This window comes from Solirubrobacter pauli, from assembly GCF_003633755.1.
Lineage (GTDB): Bacteria > Actinomycetota > Thermoleophilia > Solirubrobacterales > Solirubrobacteraceae > Solirubrobacter > Solirubrobacter pauli.
Genome location: NZ_RBIL01000001.1, coordinates 3,737,694 through 3,757,463, shown reverse-complemented (window position 1 = coordinate 3,757,463; position 19,770 = coordinate 3,737,694). Strand labels below are relative to the sequence as shown.

The following is a 19,770-nucleotide window of genomic DNA, read 5'->3' as shown; positions in this document are numbered from 1 at the left end:
GGGCCCGGCCCGTTCATCCGTCCCGGTCGTCGAGCACCGCCGCGATGTCGCGGCGCAACGCGAGCAGGCGCAGCATGTCGAGGCGGTCCGTGTCCTCGGCCGCCTGCTTCTCGTCGTCCGTGTCCCCGCGTTTCTCGCGCTTGGCGGCGGCGGTGACCGGGTCGTTGTTGCGGACGGGCACGGCCTGGAGGCCGATGCGCGTGGCGGCGGCCATGTCGCGCGCCGTGAGCTCCTGCGCCGCGGGCGGCGTCGGCGGTGTGTAACGCGCCGGGGCGAGGCTGGAGCCGTTGATGTTGAGGCTCATTCACCCATCCATCGGGCGCGCGCGTCCCGGCGCTGAGACGAGCGCGACTGACTCGACGGGTGTCCGGGCAGAAGCGCTGCCGATGCCACCCGCCGTTCGCCGGATCACCGCCCGCGCCTTGCTCACGCTCAAGCGCGCGTGCGTGGAGTTCGTCGACGATCGCGGCCACCGCGACGCGGCGCAGATCGCGTTCTTCGCGGTGCTGTCGTTCGTCCCGCTGTCGATGCTGCTGGTCGGCGGATTCGGCCTGTTCTTCGAGGACGCCGACATCCGCAGGCGGGTCGTGCTGGCCGTGTTCGAGAACGTGCCGCTCTCGCAGGACGCGGACCGCGCGCGCCTCGAGTCGACCGTCGGCGACGCGCTCGACAACACGGGCCGGCTCGGACCGGTCTCGGTCCTGCTGCTGCTCGTCGCCGCGAGCGGCGTGATGGGTGCGCTGCGGCACGCGATCAACCAGGCGTGGGACATCGACACGCGCCCGCCGCTCGTCCGTCGCAAGGCGCTGGACCTCGCGCTCGTGCTCGGGGCGTCGACGGTGCTCGTGTTCAGCGTCTCGCTGAGCGCGACGCGCGAGGCCGCCGACTGGCTCGGCGACGCGGGCTGGGCGCTCGACCTGGTCGGCGACGTCCTGCCGTTCGCCTTCACGGTCGCGGTCGTGCTGTTCCTCTACCGCGTGCTGCCGAGCCCGCGGCCCAAGACCAGGGAGATCTGGCCCGGGGCGGTCGTCGCCGCCCTGCTGATCAGCGTCACCCGCGGCGCGCTGGAGATCTACTTCGAGCACCTCGCGGACTTCGGCGCGCTCTACGGCTCGCTCGGCGCGCTGATGGCGCTGCTGATCTTCGTCTACGCCGTCTCGATGATCCTCGTGTTCGGCGCCGAGTACGCGTCGGAGTGGTCGCGACTGCCCGACGGCGACGTCACTTTTTCGACAATTGTCGGAAGCTCGAAAACAGCCTCAAGGTTCTGACAGCGCTGCCCGATGTAGGGATTGAGCCCGACAAACCCCCCTCTCGCCGGGCTCACCCTCCCCTCAATACCCCGGCTTATCCGGCCCCGCACTCTCCCGAGCGGGGCCGGTCGCCGTTAAGGAGCCTCTTCGTCGTCGGTGACGAGGCCGCGCGTCGCCGCCCAGTGGCTGACCTCGTGCCGCGAGGTGAGCTGGAGCTTGCGCAGGACGTTGCCCACGTGCGTCTCGACCGTGCGGTCGCTGATCCCGAGCCGCGCCGCGATCCGCTTGTAGGCGTAGCCGCGGGCGAGGTGATGCAGGACCTCCCGCTCGCGTGGCGTGAGCGCCTCCAGCTCGGACTTCGGCGGCGCGGGCGCCGAGAACGCCTGCAGCACGAACGCGGCCAGCCGCGGGCTGAAGTACGCGTCGCCGGCGGCGACCGTCGCGAGCGCGTCGAGCAGCTCGCTCGTGTCGATCGTCTTGGTGACGTAGCCGAGCGCGCCGGCGCGGATCATCGGCACGACGTCCTCGGCGGCGTCGGACACCGACAGCGCCAGGACCTTGGGCGGCGCCTCGGCCGCCTGCAGGGCTTCGAGGACCGCGACGCCGCCGCCGTCGGGCAGGTGCACGTCGAGCAGGACGACGTCGGGCGCGGTCTCGGCGATCACCGCCGCGGCCTCGGCCGGCGTGCCCGCCTCGCCCACCACCTCATGGTGCGGCGCGAGCTCCGCGCGCACGCCCGCGCGGAACAGGTGGTGGTCGTCGACCACGACGATCCTCATCCCGTCACCCCGATCCGCAGCGCCACCTCGGTGCCTTCGCCGGGCACGGAGTCGATCTCCGCGCGCCCGCCGACGGCCCGCATGCGGCCGATGATCGAGTCGCGCACGCCACGGCGCTCCGTCGGCACCGCGCCGAGGTCGAAGCCGGGTCCTTCGTCACGCACGAACACCTCCGCCCCGTCCGGCGAGGCCTGCGCGAAGACGAAGATCGGCGAGCCGGCGTGGCGCGCGGCGTTGCGCAGCGCCTCGCGCGCCGCGGCGGCCAGCGCCTCGGTCTCGCGGTCGAGCACGCGCTCGCCCAGGATCGTCACCTCCACACTCGCATCAAGGTCATCTTCCACCTCGGCCACCGCCTTGCGCAGCGCGGCGCCGAGGGTCTCCGTGCCGAGTTCCACCTCGCCGGCCATCCACGCGCGCAGCTCATGCTCCTGGCGGCGCGCGAGCCGCTGCACCGCCGCGGGGTCGTGCGCCTGGCGCTGGACGAGCGCGAGCGTCTGGAGGACGGAGTCGTGCAGGTGGGCGGCGACGCGGCGGCGCTCGTCCTCACGCGCGGTGGTCAGACGCGCGCGGTCCGAGCGGGCCAGCCCCGCGATGAGGAGGGGCACGGCGATGATGGCCGCCGCGCCGCCGCCCAGCACGAGCAACAGGACCAGGGACATGAGGTCGCTGCTGCCACTGGCGCCGATGTAACCGAGCCCGAGGATGAGGGCGAGGCCCACCAGCGCAAGGCCACCGAGCGCCCGCCACGGCGCCGGCATGGGTGAGTCGAAGGTTCCGGTGAGCCGCTGCCACGGCGTGAGGCCGCGCTGCGCGAGGCCGAAGCGGGTGCGCACGTCATCGGCGATCAGGATCAGGCCCCCGAGCGCCGCGAACGCGATCAGCGCGAGCGGCACGAGCGCCGCGATCGCGCTCGGGATGCCGTACCCGTAGCTGTAGCCATAGCGGTCGGCGAACAGGCCGAAGACGATCAGCGCCACCGGCAGGCCCGCCACCAGCAGCCCGCCGATCAGCAGCGCCGGGTGGCGGCGGATGCCGGCGATGGCCCGCGGCACGAGCACGAACAGGGCGAGCACCGTGCCCGCGCCCAGGAGCGCGAGCGGCAGGGTCGCGCCGCCGTCGCCGAGGGAGACGGCGAGCGCGGCGACCAGCAGCACGCCGGCCGCGGCGGTGATGCGTGCGACAGGATCGGTGATCGCGTTCATCGGCGCTTCCTCCTCGTCTCGACGGGGACCGAGCACGGGCCGTCCATCAGGCGGTCGACGCGCGCCTTGTCCTCGACCTGCTCGTCGCGCCGGACCCGCCACTCGCGGAGGATCCGCCGGGCCTCGGCCTTGCTCAGGCCGGTGGTGTCCGGGCGGTCCTCGACGTACACGCGGTAGCCGGGCCAGTCGGGGGTCGAGCGCGGCTCGACGTCGTCGGGGTAGTCGCGGACGATCAGCTCGCCGCCCGCGGTCTCGTAGTCGATCTTCAGCGTCGGGCCCGGGCGGACCGGCCGCTCGGGCCCCGTGAACGTGATCGTCGACCCGTTCTGGTCGCCCGCGACGCGGCCCGGGCCGTTGAAGAGCACCGGCGACGGCGTCGCCGTGGTGCCCCGGCCGACCAGGAGCGCGCCCAGCTGGAGGAGATCGGGGATGGCGTGCGAGACGACTTCCACGCGCACGCACCGGTCGTGCGGGAGCGCGACCAGCGTGCGGCGCACGCCGGCTCGGACCTTGACGTCGATCGTGCCGCTCGCGGGAAGCTGGGTGTCGCGCAGGTCCAGCGTGAGCAGGCCGAGGCCGCTCTTGTAGGTCTGGTCGTCCAGCTCGGTGTACGCGCGCGGCGAGTACGCCACCGACGACGTGCTCGGGTCCACCTGCACCCCGCCGACCGCGAGCGCCGCGCTGGGCAGCACGAGCGCACCGATCGGCAGCAGCGCCCATGACGGGCCCAGCCGCGACCAGCCCGCGAGCGTGCCGACGAGGATCGCGGCGGCGAGCGCGACGACCACCCAGCCGAAGCCGAACAGGGTCGCGAGCGTGCCGGCGCCCGCCAGCGTCGCCAGGCCGAGGAGCGCGCCGCACGTCTGCGCGAGCAGCACGATGCCGCGCTGGCCCGGCGTGACGCCGTCCTCGCTCTCGGCGGGGAAGATCAGCCACGCCGCCAGGTACACGAGCGCGCCGAGCCCGAAGCACAGGCCGGCGGCGACGAAGCCGAGGCGCACGCGCCCGGCGGGCACGCCCCAGCGGGTCGCGAGGCCGGCGCACACGCCGCCGAGGACACGACCGCGGCGGGGGCGGGTGATCGGTGTGGGAAGCCCTTCGTCCATCGGCAGCCATTGTGTGTCGGCCGCGCCGGGTTCACCAGTCGTGATGGCCCGGAACGCGCCTCAGGGATTTCCCGGATGGGGTAGAACGGGCCGGACATGGAGCGTGTGTTGATCACCGGCGCGGCGGGCGCCATCGGGACCGTGCTGCGCCCGGCGCTGCGCGAGGGGCTGGCCGAGCTGCGGCTGAGCGACCTGGAAGCCATCGACGAGCTCGCCGGGAACGAGACGTTCGTGCGCGCCGACCTCACCGACTTCGACGCGGTGCTGCGCGCGGTCGAGGGCGTCGACGCCGTGGTCCACCTCGGCGCGGTGCCCAACGAGTCCGCGTTCGACGTGATCGCCGGCCCCAACCTGCACGGCGCGTACCACGTGTTCGAGGCCTGCCGACGGCACGGCGTGCGCCGGGTCGTCTACGCCAGCTCGAACCACGCGACCGGCATGTACCCGGTCGGCGAGCCGCTCGACGGCTCCGTCGCGCCGCGGCCGGACGGGCTCTACGGCGCGTCGAAGGTGTTCGGCGAGGCGCTCGCGCGCATGTACGTGGACCGGTTCGGCCTGAGCGCCGTATGCCTGCGCATCGGGTCGTTCAAGCCACAGCCGGAGGAGGAGCGCGAGCTGTCGACGTGGCTCTCGCACGCGGACGGGATCCGGCTCGTGCAGGCCGCGCTCACCGCCGACGTGGACTTCGCGATCGTCTACGGCGCGTCCGCGAACACCCGCCGCTGGTGGCCGGCGGACACGCTGATCGGCTTCACCCCGCGCGACGACGCCGAGGCCTTCGCCCCGCTCCCGCCCAGCGCGTGGGAGCGACAGGGTGGCCCGAACACCGACCGCGAGCATGGAGGCTGGGTCGCATGACTCGCGCACGGCGCTCGCATGCTTCGGCGGGAACTCGCCGAGGGGCTCGCTCCCGCGCCGCCGGGAGGGCCACATGACGTCGGCGGACGCGCTGCGAGCACGCTTCGACGAGCCGGACGAGCTGGGCTACGGCATCGAGGAGGAGCTGTTCCTCGTCGACCACGAGACCCTCGACGAGCTGCCGCTCGCGCGCGAGGTGCACGAGCGCGCCGACGGCGACCCGCGCTTCAAGCTCGAGCTGATGGCGGCCCAGCTGGAGATCGTCACGCCGCCCTCGCCCGACGTGGAGACCGCCGTCGCGGCGCTGGCCGTCGCCCGCCGCGACCTCGCCGCGGTCGCGGAGCCGATCGGCCGGCTGATGAGCGCGGGCGCGCATCCGACGGCGCCGGAGCTGAGCGTGCTGACCGACGACCCGCGCTACCAGCACACGCTCGCCGACTACGGCGAGCGCGCGCGGCGCCAGCTCGTCTCCGGACTGCACCTGCACATCTCGCTCGGCGGCGCCGACCGCACGCTGGCCGTCTACAACGCGCTGCGCTCACACCTGCCGGAGATCGCCGCGCTGGCCGCCAACGCGCCGTTCCACGCCGGGCGGGACACCGGGCTCGCCTCGATCCGCCCGACGATCGCGGTCAACCTGCGCCGCCAGGGCGTGCCTCCGCAGATCCCGAGCTGGGAGTGGTTCGCGGACGCGCTCGAGTGGGGACGCGTGTCGGACACCGTGCCGGACACGCGCCGCTGGTGGTTCGAGCTGCGCCTGCATGCGGCGTACGGGACGCTGGAGCTGCGCGCACCGGACGCGCAGGCGAGCATCGCGGACGTGCACGGCGTCGCGGCGTTCGCGTTCGGGCTCGTCGAGTCGCTGGCCGCGCGCCACGACGCGGGGGAGGACCTGCCCGTGCACGACACCTGGCGGATCGACGAGAACCGCTGGTCGGCCATGCGCGACGGCGTCGAGGGGACGCTCGCCGACCTGGAGACCGGCGAGCGGGTGCCGACGCGCGAGCTGCTCCGCTCCCGGCTGCCGGAGCTGCATCCGGCGACCGAGGCGCTGATCGAGGCCAATGGCGCCATGCGTGCGCGCGCCGCCGGGCTGGACGGCGCGGCCGCGTACCTCGCCGACGCCTACACCAGCGCGCCGGCCGCCGCCCCGTGACGGCGGCCGCCGCGCCGGGGCTCAGCGGCCCTCGCGGGCGAACCAGTCGTTCACGCGCAACCAGGCCTGCTCGGCCGCTGGCGCGTTGAAGCGCGCGGGGTTCGTGTCGTTGAAGAACGCGTGCTGGGCCTCCGTGAACGTGAGGATCTCGTAGTCCACCCGGGCGGCCTCGAGCGCCGCCCGCGCGCCTTCGCGGGTGGCGTTCACGCGGTCGTCGACGCCCGCGAACACGCCCAGCACGTCCGCCTTGATGCCGCGCACGTCGCCGCCGGTCGGGAACGGGCCGTAGAACGGCGCCGCCGCGGACAGCCGCGTCTCCTTGGCCACCAGCAGCCGCCAGATCATGCCGCCGCCGAAGCAGAAGCCGATCGCCGAGATCGGCTCGCGCCGGCCGACGCGCTTCTGGATCTCGGTGATCGCCGCCTTCATGTCGTCGTCGAAGCGCGCCGGGTTGCCCGCCGAGATCTCCGACAGCTTGGCCATGACCGCCGCCTCGTCCCCGTTAAACGCGCCGGTGCCGCCCTCTTCGGAGAGCAGGTCGAGCGCGAGCGCCGAAAAGCCGTTGGCCGCGAAGCGACCCGCGACGTTGGCGATGTGCGGCGTGAGCCCGCGGTTCTCGTGGATCACCAGCACGCCGCCCTTGACCTTCGGCGTCGCCGCCTGCGCCCACGCGCCCATCAGGGTTCCGCGCGGGCCGGAGAACGTGATCGGCGTCGTGGCCACCGGCGCCCACGCGGTCACCGCGCGGTCCGGGTGGCCGTGCCCGTGCCCGTGGCCGTGGTCGTGGTCGCCGCCCTTGTTCTTGCCCTTGTCGCGCGCCTCGGCTTCCGCCGTGATCATCCCCGCCGCGGCGGTGGCGCCGACGCCCAGCAGCGCCAGCCGCCGCATCGCCTCCCGCCGCGTGATGATCCCGTCGACGTGGTCCTCGGCGATCTCTTCCGCCAGGTACCGCTCCAGCTCAGTCATCCGACCCTCCCGTTGAGAACGGCGATCGATCGCGGCAGCCGGCTGCGCGCGATCGCTTCGTTGACCAACCTCGAACGAGGTTGCCAGATGGGATACGGATGAGAGCGGGCGGCGGCGCGCCAAGTCGCACGCCGCCGCCCACTTGGCTCAGCCCTTGGGCTTCAGCGCGCCCTTGGCGACCTTGCCCGACCGCACGGTGAACGTGCCGGTCGCCTTCCCGGACGACACGGTGACGACGAGCTTCTGCGACTTGCGCAGCTTCTTCGCCGCCTTGAACCGCACCTTCACCGTCTCCGTGCCCGACCGGGTGACGGTGCGCTTGGTGTTCTGCACGCGCACGGCGCTCTTGAGCTTCGCGCCGCTCTCGGGCGTCGCGGAGATCGTGCACGAGATCGAGCGCCCGTCACCGGCGATCTCGCACGCGATGCGCACGTTGGGCGCCTCGCCCTTCGGGCCCTGCGGACCGACCGGACCCGCAGGCCCCGCGGGGCCGGCAGGACCGGGCGGACCCGCCACCACCGTCGGCACCGGGGTCGGCGTCGGCGTGGGCACGGGCGGGGTCGTCGGCCCGGTGCCGCCGCACGGCCCGGCGGCGCTCCAGTCCAGGTCGATGCCCGCGCAGCCGCCTGCGTTCTTCTGCGCCGTCACCATGCCGGCCACGTCGGCCAGCAGCTGCTTGGCGTCGTAGACGACGCCGTTGCGGACCGTCCAGCGGATGCCACCGACGCGCTCGATCTTGCCCGTGGCGTCGTTCAGGCGCCCGGTGCCGGTGCCGTACAGCGTCTTGAAGTTCGCCAGCGGGTTCTCCGGCGCGATGATCAGGTCGGCGATCTGGCCCACGCGGACCATGCCGAACTCGGGGTCGGTGATCCCCTTCGGCTCCATCAGCGTGCGGGCGGCCTGGCGCGTGTAGGCGTTGATCGCCTCGTGCGCGGTGAAGCCGGCCTCCTGCATCAGCTCGAGCTCGCGGATCGCCGCGAACCCGTACAGGGAGTAGATGAAGCCGGCGTCGGTGCCGCCGGCCACACGGCCCCCGATCGACTTGTAGTCGTTCACCAACTGCATGTAGCGCGCGATGAAGCGCTTCCAGCTCACCTCGTCGGCGGTCGTCCAGTCGTAGTAGAAGGAGCCGTGGTTGGTGCGGTTGGGCTCCCAGAACTTCCAGATCGACGGCATCGCGTACGTGCGATGCCACTCCTGCGTGCGCGCCCGCATGAGATCGCGCCCGGCCTCGTAGACGCTCATCGTCGGCCCGAACGTCACGCCGTTGGCCTTCTGCTCGCGCAGGTACGCCCACCACTCCGGCGAGCCGGGCTCGAACGTGTAGTCGATCACCTTCGCCACGTGGCGCCAGCGCGACTGTTCGTCCGCGTAGTTGTAGTCGTCCGGGAACGGGTGCACCCGGCCGCTCTTGAGGATCGACTCGAAGTGCCCGTAGAAGTGCGTGACCGTCCCGAGCCCCATGCGGCCGGTCTCGACGGCGTTGACCTCCGGGAAGACCGGCGGCGAGTGGTGCATGGTCGTGCCGAGGCCCAGCTTCTTCGCCTCGTCGATCATCGCCGAGAGGACGTTCCGGTCCTGGTCGACGCCGGTGCCGGCGAACTTGACGCCGTCGATGCCGTTGACCGACGCCCAGCGCACCCACTCACGCGCCTTCTCGGGCGTGTTCGGCGAGCCGTTCGGCCAGGCCGCGCCCGGCCGCTGGTAGTTGATGATGCGCGGGGCGACGATCGTGTTCGCCTCCGACGCGGCCTTGTCGCGCACCGCCGCGGCGTTGCCGGTCAGGTTCACGCCGCGCACCGTCGTCACGCCGTGCGCGAGCCACAGCTTGTACGCGTACGTGAGCGGCGTGCCGCCCTGCTCGGCGTGCACGTGCTCGTCGACGAGGCCCGGCATCACCCACATGCCGGTCGCGTCGATCTCGTGGTCGAAGTCACGCGGCGGCCGGTTCGGCTGCATCGGCAGCCCCGGCGTCCCCGCGGAGCGGATCTCGGTGATCCGGTTGCCCTGGATGACGATGTCGCGTGGCCCCTGGACGGTGCCGCCCGATCCGTCGATCACGTTCACCCCACGGATCACGAGCTTCGTGAACGGGCCCTTGCCCTCGTCCGGCCCACGCGGTGGCGTGGTCGACTGCGCGCCGGCCGCGACCGGCACGGCGCAGGAGATGACGAGCGCGGTGGCGACCGCGCGCGTGCGGAACCCCATGTTTCCCCCTCTTCTGACCCCCCACCCGGGCTTGTATCAGATGGCGCCTACGGGCCGTCGTAGACCCAACCTTGCCAAACTTGTGTCAAGGTTGCGCTAGCCTGTGGCGCAATGCGCGATTTCCTTGCCGCCACTCGTGACCGCGTCATCGTCTTCGATGGCGGTATGGGCGCGACGCTCGAGCAGTTCGACCTCTCCCTCGAGAACGACTACAAGCTCCCCGGCCGCTGCCACGAGGCGCTGATCCTCAACCGCCCGGACGTGATCGAGGGCGTGCACGCCTCGATGGTCGAGGCCGGCGCGGAGGTCGTGGAGACCGACACGTTCCAGGCGTCCCGGCTCAAGCTCGAGGAGTGGGGCCTCGCCGAGCACACGCGCGAGATCAACGTCAAGGCCGCGCAGATCGCGCGCAAGGCCGTCGGCGAGCACCGCTTCGTGGCCGGCTCGATCGGCCCGACCGGCTTCCTGCCCGCGTCCGAGGAGCCGAGCCTCGGCCAGATCCGCTTCCGCGAGCTGGTGGCGATCTTCGCCGAGCAGGCCCACGGCCTCCTCGACGGCGGCGTGGACCTGCTGATCGTCGAGACCGCGCAGGACATCCTCGAGGTCAAGGCCTCGATCTTCGGCATCCGCGAGGCGTTCAAGCTCGCCGGCCGCTCCGTGCCGATCCAGGCGTCGGTCTCGCTGCTGCCGAACGGCGGCAAGATGCTCCTGGGCACGGACGTCAACGCCGCGCTCACCACGCTCGAGGCGCTCAAGGTCGACGTCATCGGCCTCAACTGCTCCACCGGCCCCGAGGACATGCGCGACGCGATCCGCTTCCTCGGCGAGCACTCGCCGATGCCGGTGCACTGCATCCCGAACGCCGGCATCCCGCATCAGGGCCCGGACGGCGAGACCGTCTTCCCGGAGCAGCCCGGCCCGCTCGCGGAGAGCCTCGGCGAGTTCGTCGAGCGCTACGGCGTGAGCATCGTCGGCGGCTGCTGCGGCACCACGCCGGAGCACATCCGCGCGATCGCCGAGCGCTGCGCGTCGCACCCGATCGGCGCGCGCCCCGCCCCGCGCCCGCCGCACGTCTCCTCGATGATCGCCGCCGCGCCGCTCGTGCAGGAGCCGGCCCCGACGATCGTCGGCGAGCGCGTGAACTCCCAGGGCTCGCGCAAGGCGAAGGAGCTGCTGCTCGCCGACGACTACGACGGCCTGCTGCAGGTCGCCGAGGACCAGGTCGAGGGCGGCGCGCACGTGCTCGACCTCTGCGTCGCGCTGACCGAGCGCACGGACGAGGACGAGCAGATGCGGCTCGTCGCCAAGAAGGTGTCGCTGACGCAGCCCGCGCCGATCCAGGTGGACTCCACGGAGCCCGAGGTGATCGCGACCGCGCTCGACCAGATCCCGGGCCGCGCGATCGTCAACTCGGTCAACCTCGAGGCCGGCGAGGACAAGCTCAACCTCGTCACGCCGATCGCGATGGCGCACGGCGCCGCGCTGATCGCGCTGACGATCGACGAGGTCGGCATGGCGAAGACCCGCGAGCGCAAGCTCGAGATCGCCAAGCGCATCACCGACCTCGTCTGCAACCAGCACGGGATGGACCCGGAGCTGCTGATCTTCGACGCGCTGACCTTTACGCTCACCACCGGTGACGAGGAGTGGAAGCCGTCCGCGGTCGAGACGATCGAGGGCATCCGCCTGATCAAGCAGGAGCTGCCGGGCGTCAAGACGTCCCTCGGCGTCTCCAACGTCTCGTTCGGCATCGGGCTGGCCGCGCGCTCGGTGCTCAACAGCGTCTTCCTGTCGCACTGCGTGGAGGCCGGGCTGGACCTGGCGATGGTCAACCCGAACCACATCACGCCCTACAGCGAGATCCCGGACGTCGAGCGCGAGCTCGCCGACGACCTCGTCTTCAACAAGCGTGACGACGCCCTCGAGCGGTTCATCGCCCACTTCGAGTCCAAGGGCCCGGAGACCGAGAGCGACAAGGTCGACCCGACCGCCGAGATGGAGCCGGAGGAGGCGCTGCACTGGCACATCCTGCGGCGCAAGAAGGACGGCGTCGAGGCGCAGATCGACAAGGCGGTCGAGAAGATCGGCGCGGTCCCGGTCCTCAACGACGTGCTGCTGCCGGCCATGAAGGAAGTGGGCGACAAGTTCGGCGCGGGTGAGCTGATCCTGCCGTTCGTGCTCCAGTCCGCCGAGGTCATGAAGCGCGCGGTCGCGCAGCTCGAGCAGTACCTCGACAAGCTCGAGGGCTACACCAAGGGCACGGTCGTGCTGGCGACCGTGTTCGGCGACGTGCACGACATCGGCAAGTCGCTGGTGAACACGATCCTCACGAACAACGGCTACACCGTGGTCGACTTGGGCAAGCAGGTGCCGATCCAGACGATCCTCGACGCGGCGAAGGAGCACGACGCGACGGCCATCGGCCTGTCCGCGCTGCTCGTGTCGACGTCAAAGCAGATGCCGCTCGCCGTCCAGGAGCTGCACTCGCAGGGCCTCGAGTACCCGGTGCTGCTCGGCGGCGCCGCGATCAACCGCAAGTTCTCGCTGCGCGCGCTGTACCCGAACGGCAAGGAGGACGACACGGTCTACGCGCCGGGCGTCTTCTACTGCCAGGACGCGTTCGAGGGCCTGGCCGTGATGGACCAGCTGATCGACGCCGACAAGCGCGCGCCGCTCGTCGAGGGTGTGCTCGCCGCCGGCGCCAAGCTGCGCGAGACGGGTGAGGAAGAGGAGGTGCTGGACACGAGCGACGACTCCGTGCGCTCCGCCGTCCGCACCGACGTCCCGGTCCCGACGCCGCCGTTCTGGGGCGTGCGCGAGATCGAGGTCGACATGGAGGAGCTCTACACCCAGCTCGACACGCACGTGCTCTTCAAGCTCCACTGGGGCGGGCGCGGCGTCAAGGGCGAGGAGTGGAAGAAGCTGCTCAACGAGGACTTCCGCCCGCGTCTGGAGCGCATGTGGCGTGAGGCCGAGTACCTGCACCCGCGCGCGCTGCTCGGCTACTTCCCGTGCTACTCCGAGGGCAACGACATCGTCGTGCTCGACCCGGAGGACCGCGAGACCGTCATCACGCGCTTCACCTGCCCGCGTCAGCCCAAGGGCGACCGCCTCTGCCTGGCCGACTTCTACCGCCCGAAGGACAGCGGCGAGCTGGACGTCGTCGCCGTGCAGGCCGTGACCGTCGGCGACGAGGTCACCGAGCTGATGGCGAAGCTGGAGGCCGAGGGCGAGTTCGCCGAGCAGCTGTTCGTGCACGGCCTCGGCGTGCAGACCGCGGAGGGCCTCGCGGAGTGGCTGCACTGGCGCGTGCGCACCGACCTCGGCATCCCCGTCACCCAGGGCCGCCGCTACTCGTGGGGCTACCCGGCCGTGCCGGACCAGTCCGAGCACGTCAAGGTCGAGGCGCTGCTCGGCCTCGAGACGATCGGCATGACGATCTCCGACGGCTACGCGCCGGTCCCGGAGCAGTCGACGCTGGCGCTCGTCGCGCACCACCCGCAGGCGACGTACTACGGCATGCGCAACGGCCGCCTGCTCGTCGACGGCTCGCCCGACGACGTCATCCGCGGCACCGATCGCGACCCGTCGTCCTTCGCGGCGCCGGCGCGGTGACGAACCTTCAGTAGTGTTCCGCCCTTGACACGGGCGCTCGCAATCGACGGGGGCGGCATCCGGGGGCTCATCCCCGCGCTCGTCCTCGCCGAGGTCGAGCGCCGCACGTCGCGTCCGATCGCCTCGCTCTTCGACCTGATCGCCGGCACCTCGACCGGCGGGATCATCGCGTGCGCGTTGACCATGCCGACGCCGATGACCGCCGAGGAGGTCGCGGACATCTACGTCAAGGACGGGCCGAAGATCTTCAACCGCACCCTGCTGAAGACGATCACGTCGGTCGGCGGGCTGCGCGACGAGGTCTACGACAAGCGCGGCACCGACGAGGTGATGCAGCGCCACTTCGGCTCGGTCAAGCTCGGCGAGGCCACGACGCGCGTGCTCGTGACCGTCTACGACGTCCAGGCCCGCGAGCCGCTCGTCCTGCGGTCCACGACCGACCCCGAGGTGACGATGGCCGAGGCCTCGTACGCCACCTCCGCGGCGCCGATGTACTTCGAGCCGATCCGCGTCGGCGAGCGCACGCTGATCGACGGCGGCATGTTCGCCACCAACCCGGCGATGTACGCCTACGTCGAGTCCGACCCGCGGCCGGAGCTGCTGCTCGCGCTCGGCACGGGCCGCCAGACGCGCCCACTCCCCTACGCCGACGTCAAGGACTGGGGCAAGTGGGAGTGGGGCAAGCCGCTCGTCGACATCGTCTCCGACGGCTCGGCGGGCGCCGCCGACGCCTACCTCAGCGCCCTGGCCGGCGACGCGTACGTGCGCGTCCAGACCAAGCTGCAGTACGCGAGCGACAACCTCGACGACGCGAGCGCGAAGAACCTCACGGCGCTCCGTCGCGAGGCCGAGCGCATCATCGGCGAGCACGACGCGGTGCTCGACCGCGTGTGCGCGCAGCTCGTGGCCTAGCGTCGCGACGCTAGTGCGGCGGCAGCGGCGCGCTGCGAACCTGATCGCCCACGGTCCAGCGGACGACGTCGCCCTCGACGCGGAGGCCCAAGGCCTTCGGCGCGCCGGGTTCCGTGCTGTCGAGCGCGGTGTGGTCGCCCGCCGGCGTGAGCACCACGACCCTCGATCGCCGGTCACCGGTGCCGGAGACCGCGTCGAGGATCGCGACCACCCGACCGTCGGCCAGCACGACCTGCTCACGGAGCTCGTCGCCCCCGTCCGGGCAGCAGAAGCCGCCGCTACGGGACGCGATGCCGGTCATCCGCCCGGTCGCCAGGTCGATCGCCGTCCAGTCGATGCCGAAGTGGTACTGGTTGGACTCCGAGGACTCGCGGAGCACCCAGGACCCGTGGCCGGCGCTGAACTGCGCGGTCGCGAGGTCCAGGCCGTACGCCTCCGTGCTGCCGACGATGAACGCCGGCGCGTCACGGCCGCCGATGCAGCCGAAGTAGACCTCCTCGAAGCCCACGATCCGGCCCGGTCCCGCCAGCTCGTCCGCGCCCCCCAGCCGCCCGCAGGTCACCGCGCGGTGCGGGAGCACGGCGCTGGAGGACCCACCGCCGCGCCGCCAGAGCATGCTCGCCGTCGTCGCGAACACCTCGAGCGCCTCGACGGGCTCGGGGCCGCGCTCGACCACCACGTCCCTGCGGCCGGGCGCCACGACGACCAGCGTCTCGCCCTGCGCATCACGGCGCACCGCGACGACCCCCGCGGAGGCGACCACCCTCGCCTGCACGACCGCGCCGGCCGCACCCACGCGGCCGAGCCGGCCCGTGCTGACGTCGAGCACCTCCACCCGGCCGCGCCGGTGCACGAGCAGCAGGTGCCCGTCGGCGCCACGGACGGACGGCGAGCCGCCCAGCCGGCGAACCGCGCCGCCCCGCGCGCAGAAGCGCAGCTCGGTGCCGCGGCGGACGGCACGCTGCCCCATGCCGGGTGCGAGGTCGTGGCCCTTCAGCGCCGCGCAGCGGTCGACGCGTGCGGGCTTGGCGGTGGCTGGGACGGCGGTCAGGCTCGCGCCGAGCGCGGCGAGCAGCATGAGCTTGAGAAGTCGCATCCCACCGATCATCCGGGCATCCGCGCCGCGCGTCATGGGGGTCGACACCCGCCTCTTATGACGCTGCCCCGCGCTGGTCTAGGGTTCGGGCGGACGATGATCGAACGGGACGACGAGCTCGCGCGCGTGCGCCGGACCCTCGCCACCCGCGAAGGCGGCGTGGCGGTCGTCATGGGCCCGCCCGGGATCGGCCGCAGCACGCTGCTGCGGGCGGCCGCGCCGGAGGACGCGCTGCGCGCGACGGGCCGCGAGCTCGAGCGCTCGCTGCCGTTCGGCGTGACGGTCGAGCTGCTGCGCGAGCGCCTCGCGCGGCTCGGCGCGAAGGAGCGCGCGCGAAGGCTGGAAGGTCCCGGGGCGTTGGTCGGCCGCCTGCTCGACGGCAGCGCCGACGGGCTCGACGACCTGGGCGCCGCCGGTCCCTCGCGGCTGCACGCCCATCTGCACGCGCTGACCTGGGTGGTCGGCGAGCTCGCCGAGGACGGCCCGGTCGTGCTCGCGGTCGACGACGTCCAGTGGGCCGACGACGCCTCGCTGCGCTGGCTCGCCTACCTCGCCGCCCGCCTCGAGGACGTGCCGGTGAAGCTGCTGCTCGCCGCCGCGACCGGTCCGGAGCCGTTGCCGGAGCCGCTGACGGACCTGGTCGCGAGCCCGATGACCGAGCTGGTGCAGCTCGCCCCGCTGACCCTCGCGGGCGTCACGGCGGCCGCGACGGCGACGCTCGCCGTACCGGTCGACGCCGCGTTCGCGCGCGCCTGCGCCGACTCCAGCGGCGGCAACCCGTTCCTGCTCAGCGAGCTGCTGCTCGAGGTGCAACGGCGCGGCCTGAGCGCCGACGCGGACTCCGTGGACGCCGTCCGCGAGCTGCGTCCGGAAGGCCTCCGGCGCCGGATCGGGGCGCGGGTGCGGGCGCTCGACGGCGACGCCCGCCGCGCCGCCGAGGCGCTCGCCGTGCTGGAGACCGGCCGCTTCGACCAGATCACGGCGCTGGCGCAGCTCGAACCGCGCGCGGCCGGCCCGGCGCTCGACCGGCTCGTCGCGGCGGACATCGTCACCGGCGAGCGCGAGTTCGCGTTCGTGCACGCGCTCGTCCGGCAGGTCGTCACCGACGCGCTCGGCCCCGGCGAGCGCGCGCGGCTGCACGGCGGCGCCGCCGTGCTCCTGCAAGCCGAGGGCGCCGGCCCGGAGCGGCTCGCGCCGCACCTGCTGCGCGCGCCGGGCTCGCTCGACCCCGCCGGGATCGACACGCTGCGGGCGGCCGCGGCGGCGGCGCTGGTCCGCGGCACACCCGCGATCGCGTCGGCGCTGCTGCGCCGTGCCTCCGAGGAGCCGGCCGCCGCGCCGGCGCGCGCCTCCCTGCTCGCCGCGCTCGGGAGCGCCGCGTCGGCCGCGGGTGAGCCGGACGGGCTCGCGCTGCTGATCACCGCCGCCAACGCCCAGCCGGACGCCGCCAGCGCCGCGCGGCTGCGGTTGCGCGCCGCGCGCGGGCTGCTCATGACCCAGGGCGCCGCCCCGGCGCTGGAGCTGCTCGAGGCCACGCTCGTCGACGACCTGCCCGCGGAGCTCGCCGACGAGATCCGCGCGACCATGGTCGGCGCGGCCAACCTCGACCCGAGCTGGGCCGGCGACCTGCCGTTCACGGCCGACACGCTGCTCGGCACGGACGCGGCCCCGCGGTCGGCCGCCGAGCGCGGGATGCTCGCCGCGGTCGCGCTGCGCCGCCTGCTCACCGGCGAGACCGCCCCCGAGGAGGCCGCGGCGCTCGCCCTGCGCGCGTACGACGGCGGGCGGATCGTCGACGACGAGGGCCCGGACGGCGTCAGCGTCTCGTTCATCGCCGGCGTGCTGCTCGCCACCGGCGAGCTCGAGCGCGACCGCGAGGTGACCGGTGCGCTGCTCGAGCGCGCCCGCCGGTCCGGCTCGCTGCCGGCCTACGCGAGCGCCGCGTACCTGCACGGCTGCCCGCTCCTGCACCTCGGGGAGGTCGCGGAGGCGCACGCGTGGTTCGAGGTCGCGCTGGACGCCCGCCGGATCGGCTGGAACACGTACGCGGTCGGCGCCATCGCCTTCGACGTCCGCTGCCTGATCGCGCTCGACCGGCTCGACGACGCCGCGCGGCTGCTGGCCGAGCACCGGCCGGGCGTCGACGCGCCCACCGTCCTCGACGAGCTCTACCACGCGAGCGCCGGCCGGCTGGCGCTCGCGCGCGGGGACGCCCGCACCGCGCTCGAGTGCGCCCGGCGCTCGGAGGCGAGCCACGGTCCGCTGCACGCGGTCCGGCAGCTCAACGACTGGCGGCTGATCGCGGCGGAGGCGCTCGCACGTGACGGCGCCACCGCCGAAGCGCTCGCACTGGCCGAGGAGGAGGTCGCGTTCGCCCGCCGCCACGGCGGCACGGCGCTGCTGGGCGCCGCGCTGCGGGTGCGTGCCCGGGCGCGCGACAGCGTCGAGGACCTCGAGGAGGCGGTGACGCTGCTGCGCGAGGCGCCGTACGTGCTCGAGCGCATCGACGCGCTGATCGACCTCGCGGTCGCCCACCGGCGCGGCGGCGACCGCGCGCGAGCGGTCGAGCTGCTGGATGAGGCGCTGGACGCCGCCGCCCGGCGCGGCGCGCGCGCCGCCGAGGCGCGTGCCCGGGCGGAGCTCAACGTCGCCGGCCGGCGGCCGCGGCGCACCGCTCTGCGCGGCCGGGACGCCCTGACGGCGGCCGAGCTGCGCGTCTGCACGCTCGCGATGCGCCAGCAGACCAACCGGGAGATCGCCGGCGAGCTGTTCGTGACGGTCAAGACCGTCGAGAAGCACCTCGCCAGCGCCTATCCCAAGCTCGGCATCAGCTCACGGCGCGAGCTGGCCGACGCGCTCGGCTGACTAGCGCCGGCGCTTGGCGCAGGTCCGGTAGCGCCGCTCGCCGCTGACCTTCCGGCCGTCGGCGAGGGTGATCGCGATCGACACCTTGTACGTGCCCTTCGGAAGCCCCTTCAGGTTCACCGGCGCGGTCACGCGCTTGCCCTTGCGGGTGGCGACCTTGTGGCCGTTGACCTTGACGGTCGCGGAGCTGATCTTCGTGCCCTGCGGGTGCCGCAGGCGGATCGTGAAGCTCCGCCGCGAGACGCAGCGCTTGAGCGAGGGCAGACCGCGGACGACGGTCGTCAGCTTCGGCGCCTTGAGCTTCGGCGGTGTCGGCTTGGTCGGCTGCCCGGTGTTGATCGGCTCGGTCGGGAGCTCGACCTTCGGCACCTCGCACGCCACGAGTGGCGTCTCGGGGAGGCGGGCGAACTTCAGCTCGCCCTTGTCCGCGTAGATCGCGTCGCTCGTCCACACGACGATCCCGCCCGTGTCGCTGGTCGGGTCGCTGGCGATCTCGACGTCCTCCTGGTCGTCGGGTCCGGTGTACAGCTCGTGGTAGGCCGACCACGCGGTGCCGTCGGCGTTGCCGCGGAAGTAGCCGAGGTGCTTGTTCGTCGTGTCCGAGCCGACGTAGGCGAGCTGCAGGTCGCCCGTGCGCGAGACCGCCAGCGCGGGCGCCTGCTGGGAGCCCGCGGCGAAGCGGCTGGGGCGGCGGCAGTCGGGGCTCAGCGCCGGTCCGAAGCCATCGTTCTCCCAGCGGCGCAGGAGCACGTCCGTGCCGAGCGCCTCATAGGCGAGCCACAGGGCGCCGGGCGCCGAGACGGCCTCGTAGTCGCCGTTCTGCGCCGATGGCGCAGGCAGGTCGAACGAAGTCGGCGCGCTCCAGCCCGCCTTGTTGTTGAACGCGGCGTCGATCGGCAGCGCGCCGACGAACGTGTAGAACGAGTTGCCGGTCACGAGCCCGGGCCCGCTGCCCGAGAGCAGCGTGAGCGGACGGCCGTCGGGCCGGACGGCGACGCGCGGAGCGCTGAGCGAGCGGCTACCGGACGCGCTCCCCAGCACCGCGACCGCCGCCGGCGCGCCCGAGGTCGGGACCGAGCTGAAGGCGGCGAAGTCCTGCGGGCTCCCCATCTGGCCGCGCGTCGCGCTCACGTACAGGCGCTGGCCGTCCGGCGACAGCTCGACGTCGCTCGCCGTGATCGACGCCGCCACGCTGAGCTGCCCGTACGCCAGGCCCTCCGGCGCGGTGATCGTGTACGTGCCCTCGCTCGCGCCATCGGAGCTGCCGGCCGCGACGACGACCTTGTTGCCCTGTGCGAGCACCCACGGCCCGGTGGCGTTCTCACGCGGCAGCGTCGCGGAGGCGGTGGTCGTGCAGATCGTCCCGCCGGCGGGGATCCGGCAGACGGTGAGCGTCGGTTTGGGCGTGGTCGGCAGCAGGCGGGCGACGTGCGCGGCGCCGTCGGCGGTCATCGCGACGTCGAGGCGGTTGCCCTTGAGGCCGAGCGCGACCGCGTCGGCGTGCGCGGCGGCGGGTGCGAGCGCACCGCCGGCGATCAGCGTGGCGAGGGCGAGGCCGGGGAGTCGAAGACGCCGCATGTCAGGCGCTGGGGAGGAGAGTCGGGGTCACGCTGACGATGGTCTCCACGTAGGTCCTCGCGCGCATGGGGGTGCCGACCCCCAACCTTTCGCCCGCGGGAATCAGTAGGGCGCCCTCCCTACCGATGGCACGGCCGGGCGCGCTTAGCGTGGGGCGCCTCCCCACCGTCGAAACC

Annotated in this window: 14 protein-coding genes; 6 read left to right on the top strand and 8 right to left on the bottom strand. The window is 73.2% G+C overall.

All coding sequences use genetic code 11. The features are described from left to right. Positions 1 to 13 precede the first annotated feature (13 nt). Positions 14 to 304, bottom strand: a complete 291-nt coding sequence (locus C8N24_RS17595) for a hypothetical protein (protein ID WP_121252022.1) — start codon at positions 302 to 304, stop codon at positions 14 to 16. A gap of 82 nt (positions 305 to 386) precedes the next feature. Between C8N24_RS17595 and C8N24_RS17590 the strand changes: the two genes are divergently transcribed. Further along, positions 387 to 1,271 (top strand): YihY/virulence factor BrkB family protein, encoded by an 885-nt coding sequence (locus C8N24_RS17590; RefSeq protein WP_170179169.1) that lies wholly within the window; start codon positions 387 to 389, stop codon positions 1,269 to 1,271. Positions 1,272 to 1,387: 116 nt separating this feature from the next. On the opposite strand, the gene C8N24_RS17585 is transcribed toward C8N24_RS17590, so the two are convergent. From C8N24_RS17585 to C8N24_RS17575, 3 genes are read right to left on the bottom strand one after another with little or no spacing between them, the layout of a single operon-like run. Then, positions 1,388 to 2,032 carry a response regulator gene (locus C8N24_RS17585; protein WP_121252018.1) on the bottom strand — a complete coding sequence of 215 codons (645 nt, stop codon included), beginning with the start codon at positions 2,030 to 2,032 and terminating at the stop codon, positions 1,388 to 1,390. Beyond that, positions 2,029 to 3,234: a sensor histidine kinase gene (locus C8N24_RS17580; protein WP_121252016.1), complete on the bottom strand. Its 1,206-nt coding sequence runs from the start codon at positions 3,232 to 3,234 to the stop codon at positions 2,029 to 2,031. Before C8N24_RS17580 ends, C8N24_RS17585 begins: the two co-directional genes overlap by 4 nt. Continuing rightward, positions 3,231 to 4,340, bottom strand: coding sequence for a PspC domain-containing protein (locus tag C8N24_RS17575; RefSeq protein ID WP_121252014.1), 1,110 nt, complete (start codon positions 4,338 to 4,340; stop codon positions 3,231 to 3,233). Before C8N24_RS17575 ends, C8N24_RS17580 begins: the two co-directional genes overlap by 4 nt. 96 nt (positions 4,341 to 4,436) lie before the next feature. Between C8N24_RS17575 and C8N24_RS17570 the strand changes: the two genes are divergently transcribed. Then, positions 4,437 to 5,198 carry an NAD-dependent epimerase/dehydratase family protein gene (locus C8N24_RS17570; protein WP_121252012.1) on the top strand — a complete coding sequence of 254 codons (762 nt, stop codon included), beginning with the start codon at positions 4,437 to 4,439 and terminating at the stop codon, positions 5,196 to 5,198. Between the two features lie 73 nt (positions 5,199 to 5,271). Continuing rightward, entirely contained in the window at positions 5,272 to 6,354 is a 1,083-nt protein-coding gene (locus C8N24_RS17565) for a carboxylate-amine ligase (RefSeq protein WP_170179168.1), read from the top strand. A 21-nt stretch (positions 6,355 to 6,375) separates the two neighbouring features. Here the strand turns inward: C8N24_RS17565 and C8N24_RS17560 are convergent, their stop codons facing one another. Then, entirely contained in the window at positions 6,376 to 7,320 is a 945-nt protein-coding gene (locus C8N24_RS17560; protein WP_121252008.1) for a dienelactone hydrolase family protein, read from the bottom strand. 147 nt (positions 7,321 to 7,467) lie between these two features. Then, positions 7,468 to 9,528 carry an amidohydrolase family protein gene (locus tag C8N24_RS17555; RefSeq protein WP_121252006.1) on the bottom strand — a complete coding sequence of 687 codons (2,061 nt, stop codon included), beginning with the start codon at positions 9,526 to 9,528 and terminating at the stop codon, positions 7,468 to 7,470. 111 nt (positions 9,529 to 9,639) lie between these two features. Here C8N24_RS17555 and C8N24_RS17550 point away from each other — a divergent pair, with 111 nt between their 5' ends. Continuing rightward, positions 9,640 to 13,143, top strand: a complete 3,504-nt coding sequence (locus C8N24_RS17550; protein WP_121252004.1) for a methionine synthase — start codon at positions 9,640 to 9,642, stop codon at positions 13,141 to 13,143. A gap of 24 nt (positions 13,144 to 13,167) precedes the next feature. Beyond that, entirely contained in the window at positions 13,168 to 14,055 is an 888-nt protein-coding gene (locus C8N24_RS17545; RefSeq protein WP_121252002.1) for a patatin-like phospholipase family protein, read from the top strand. Between the two features lie 10 nt (positions 14,056 to 14,065). Here C8N24_RS17545 and C8N24_RS34040 read toward each other — a convergent pair whose 3' ends face one another. Further along, positions 14,066 to 15,151: a hypothetical protein gene (locus tag C8N24_RS34040; RefSeq protein WP_170179167.1), complete on the bottom strand. Its 1,086-nt coding sequence runs from the start codon at positions 15,149 to 15,151 to the stop codon at positions 14,066 to 14,068. A 96-nt stretch (positions 15,152 to 15,247) separates the two neighbouring features. Here C8N24_RS34040 and C8N24_RS17535 point away from each other — a divergent pair, with 96 nt between their 5' ends. After that, the gene (locus tag C8N24_RS17535) at positions 15,248 to 18,016 is read left to right on the top strand and encodes a helix-turn-helix transcriptional regulator (protein WP_170179166.1); all 2,769 of its coding nucleotides are present in this window, start codon (positions 15,248 to 15,250) and stop codon (positions 18,014 to 18,016) included. Here C8N24_RS17535 and C8N24_RS17530 read toward each other — a convergent pair whose 3' ends face one another. Further along, positions 18,017 to 19,594 (bottom strand): hypothetical protein, encoded by a 1,578-nt coding sequence (locus C8N24_RS17530; RefSeq protein ID WP_121251998.1) that lies wholly within the window; start codon positions 19,592 to 19,594, stop codon positions 18,017 to 18,019. It lies immediately after the preceding gene. Positions 19,595 to 19,770: the final 176 nt, after the last annotated feature.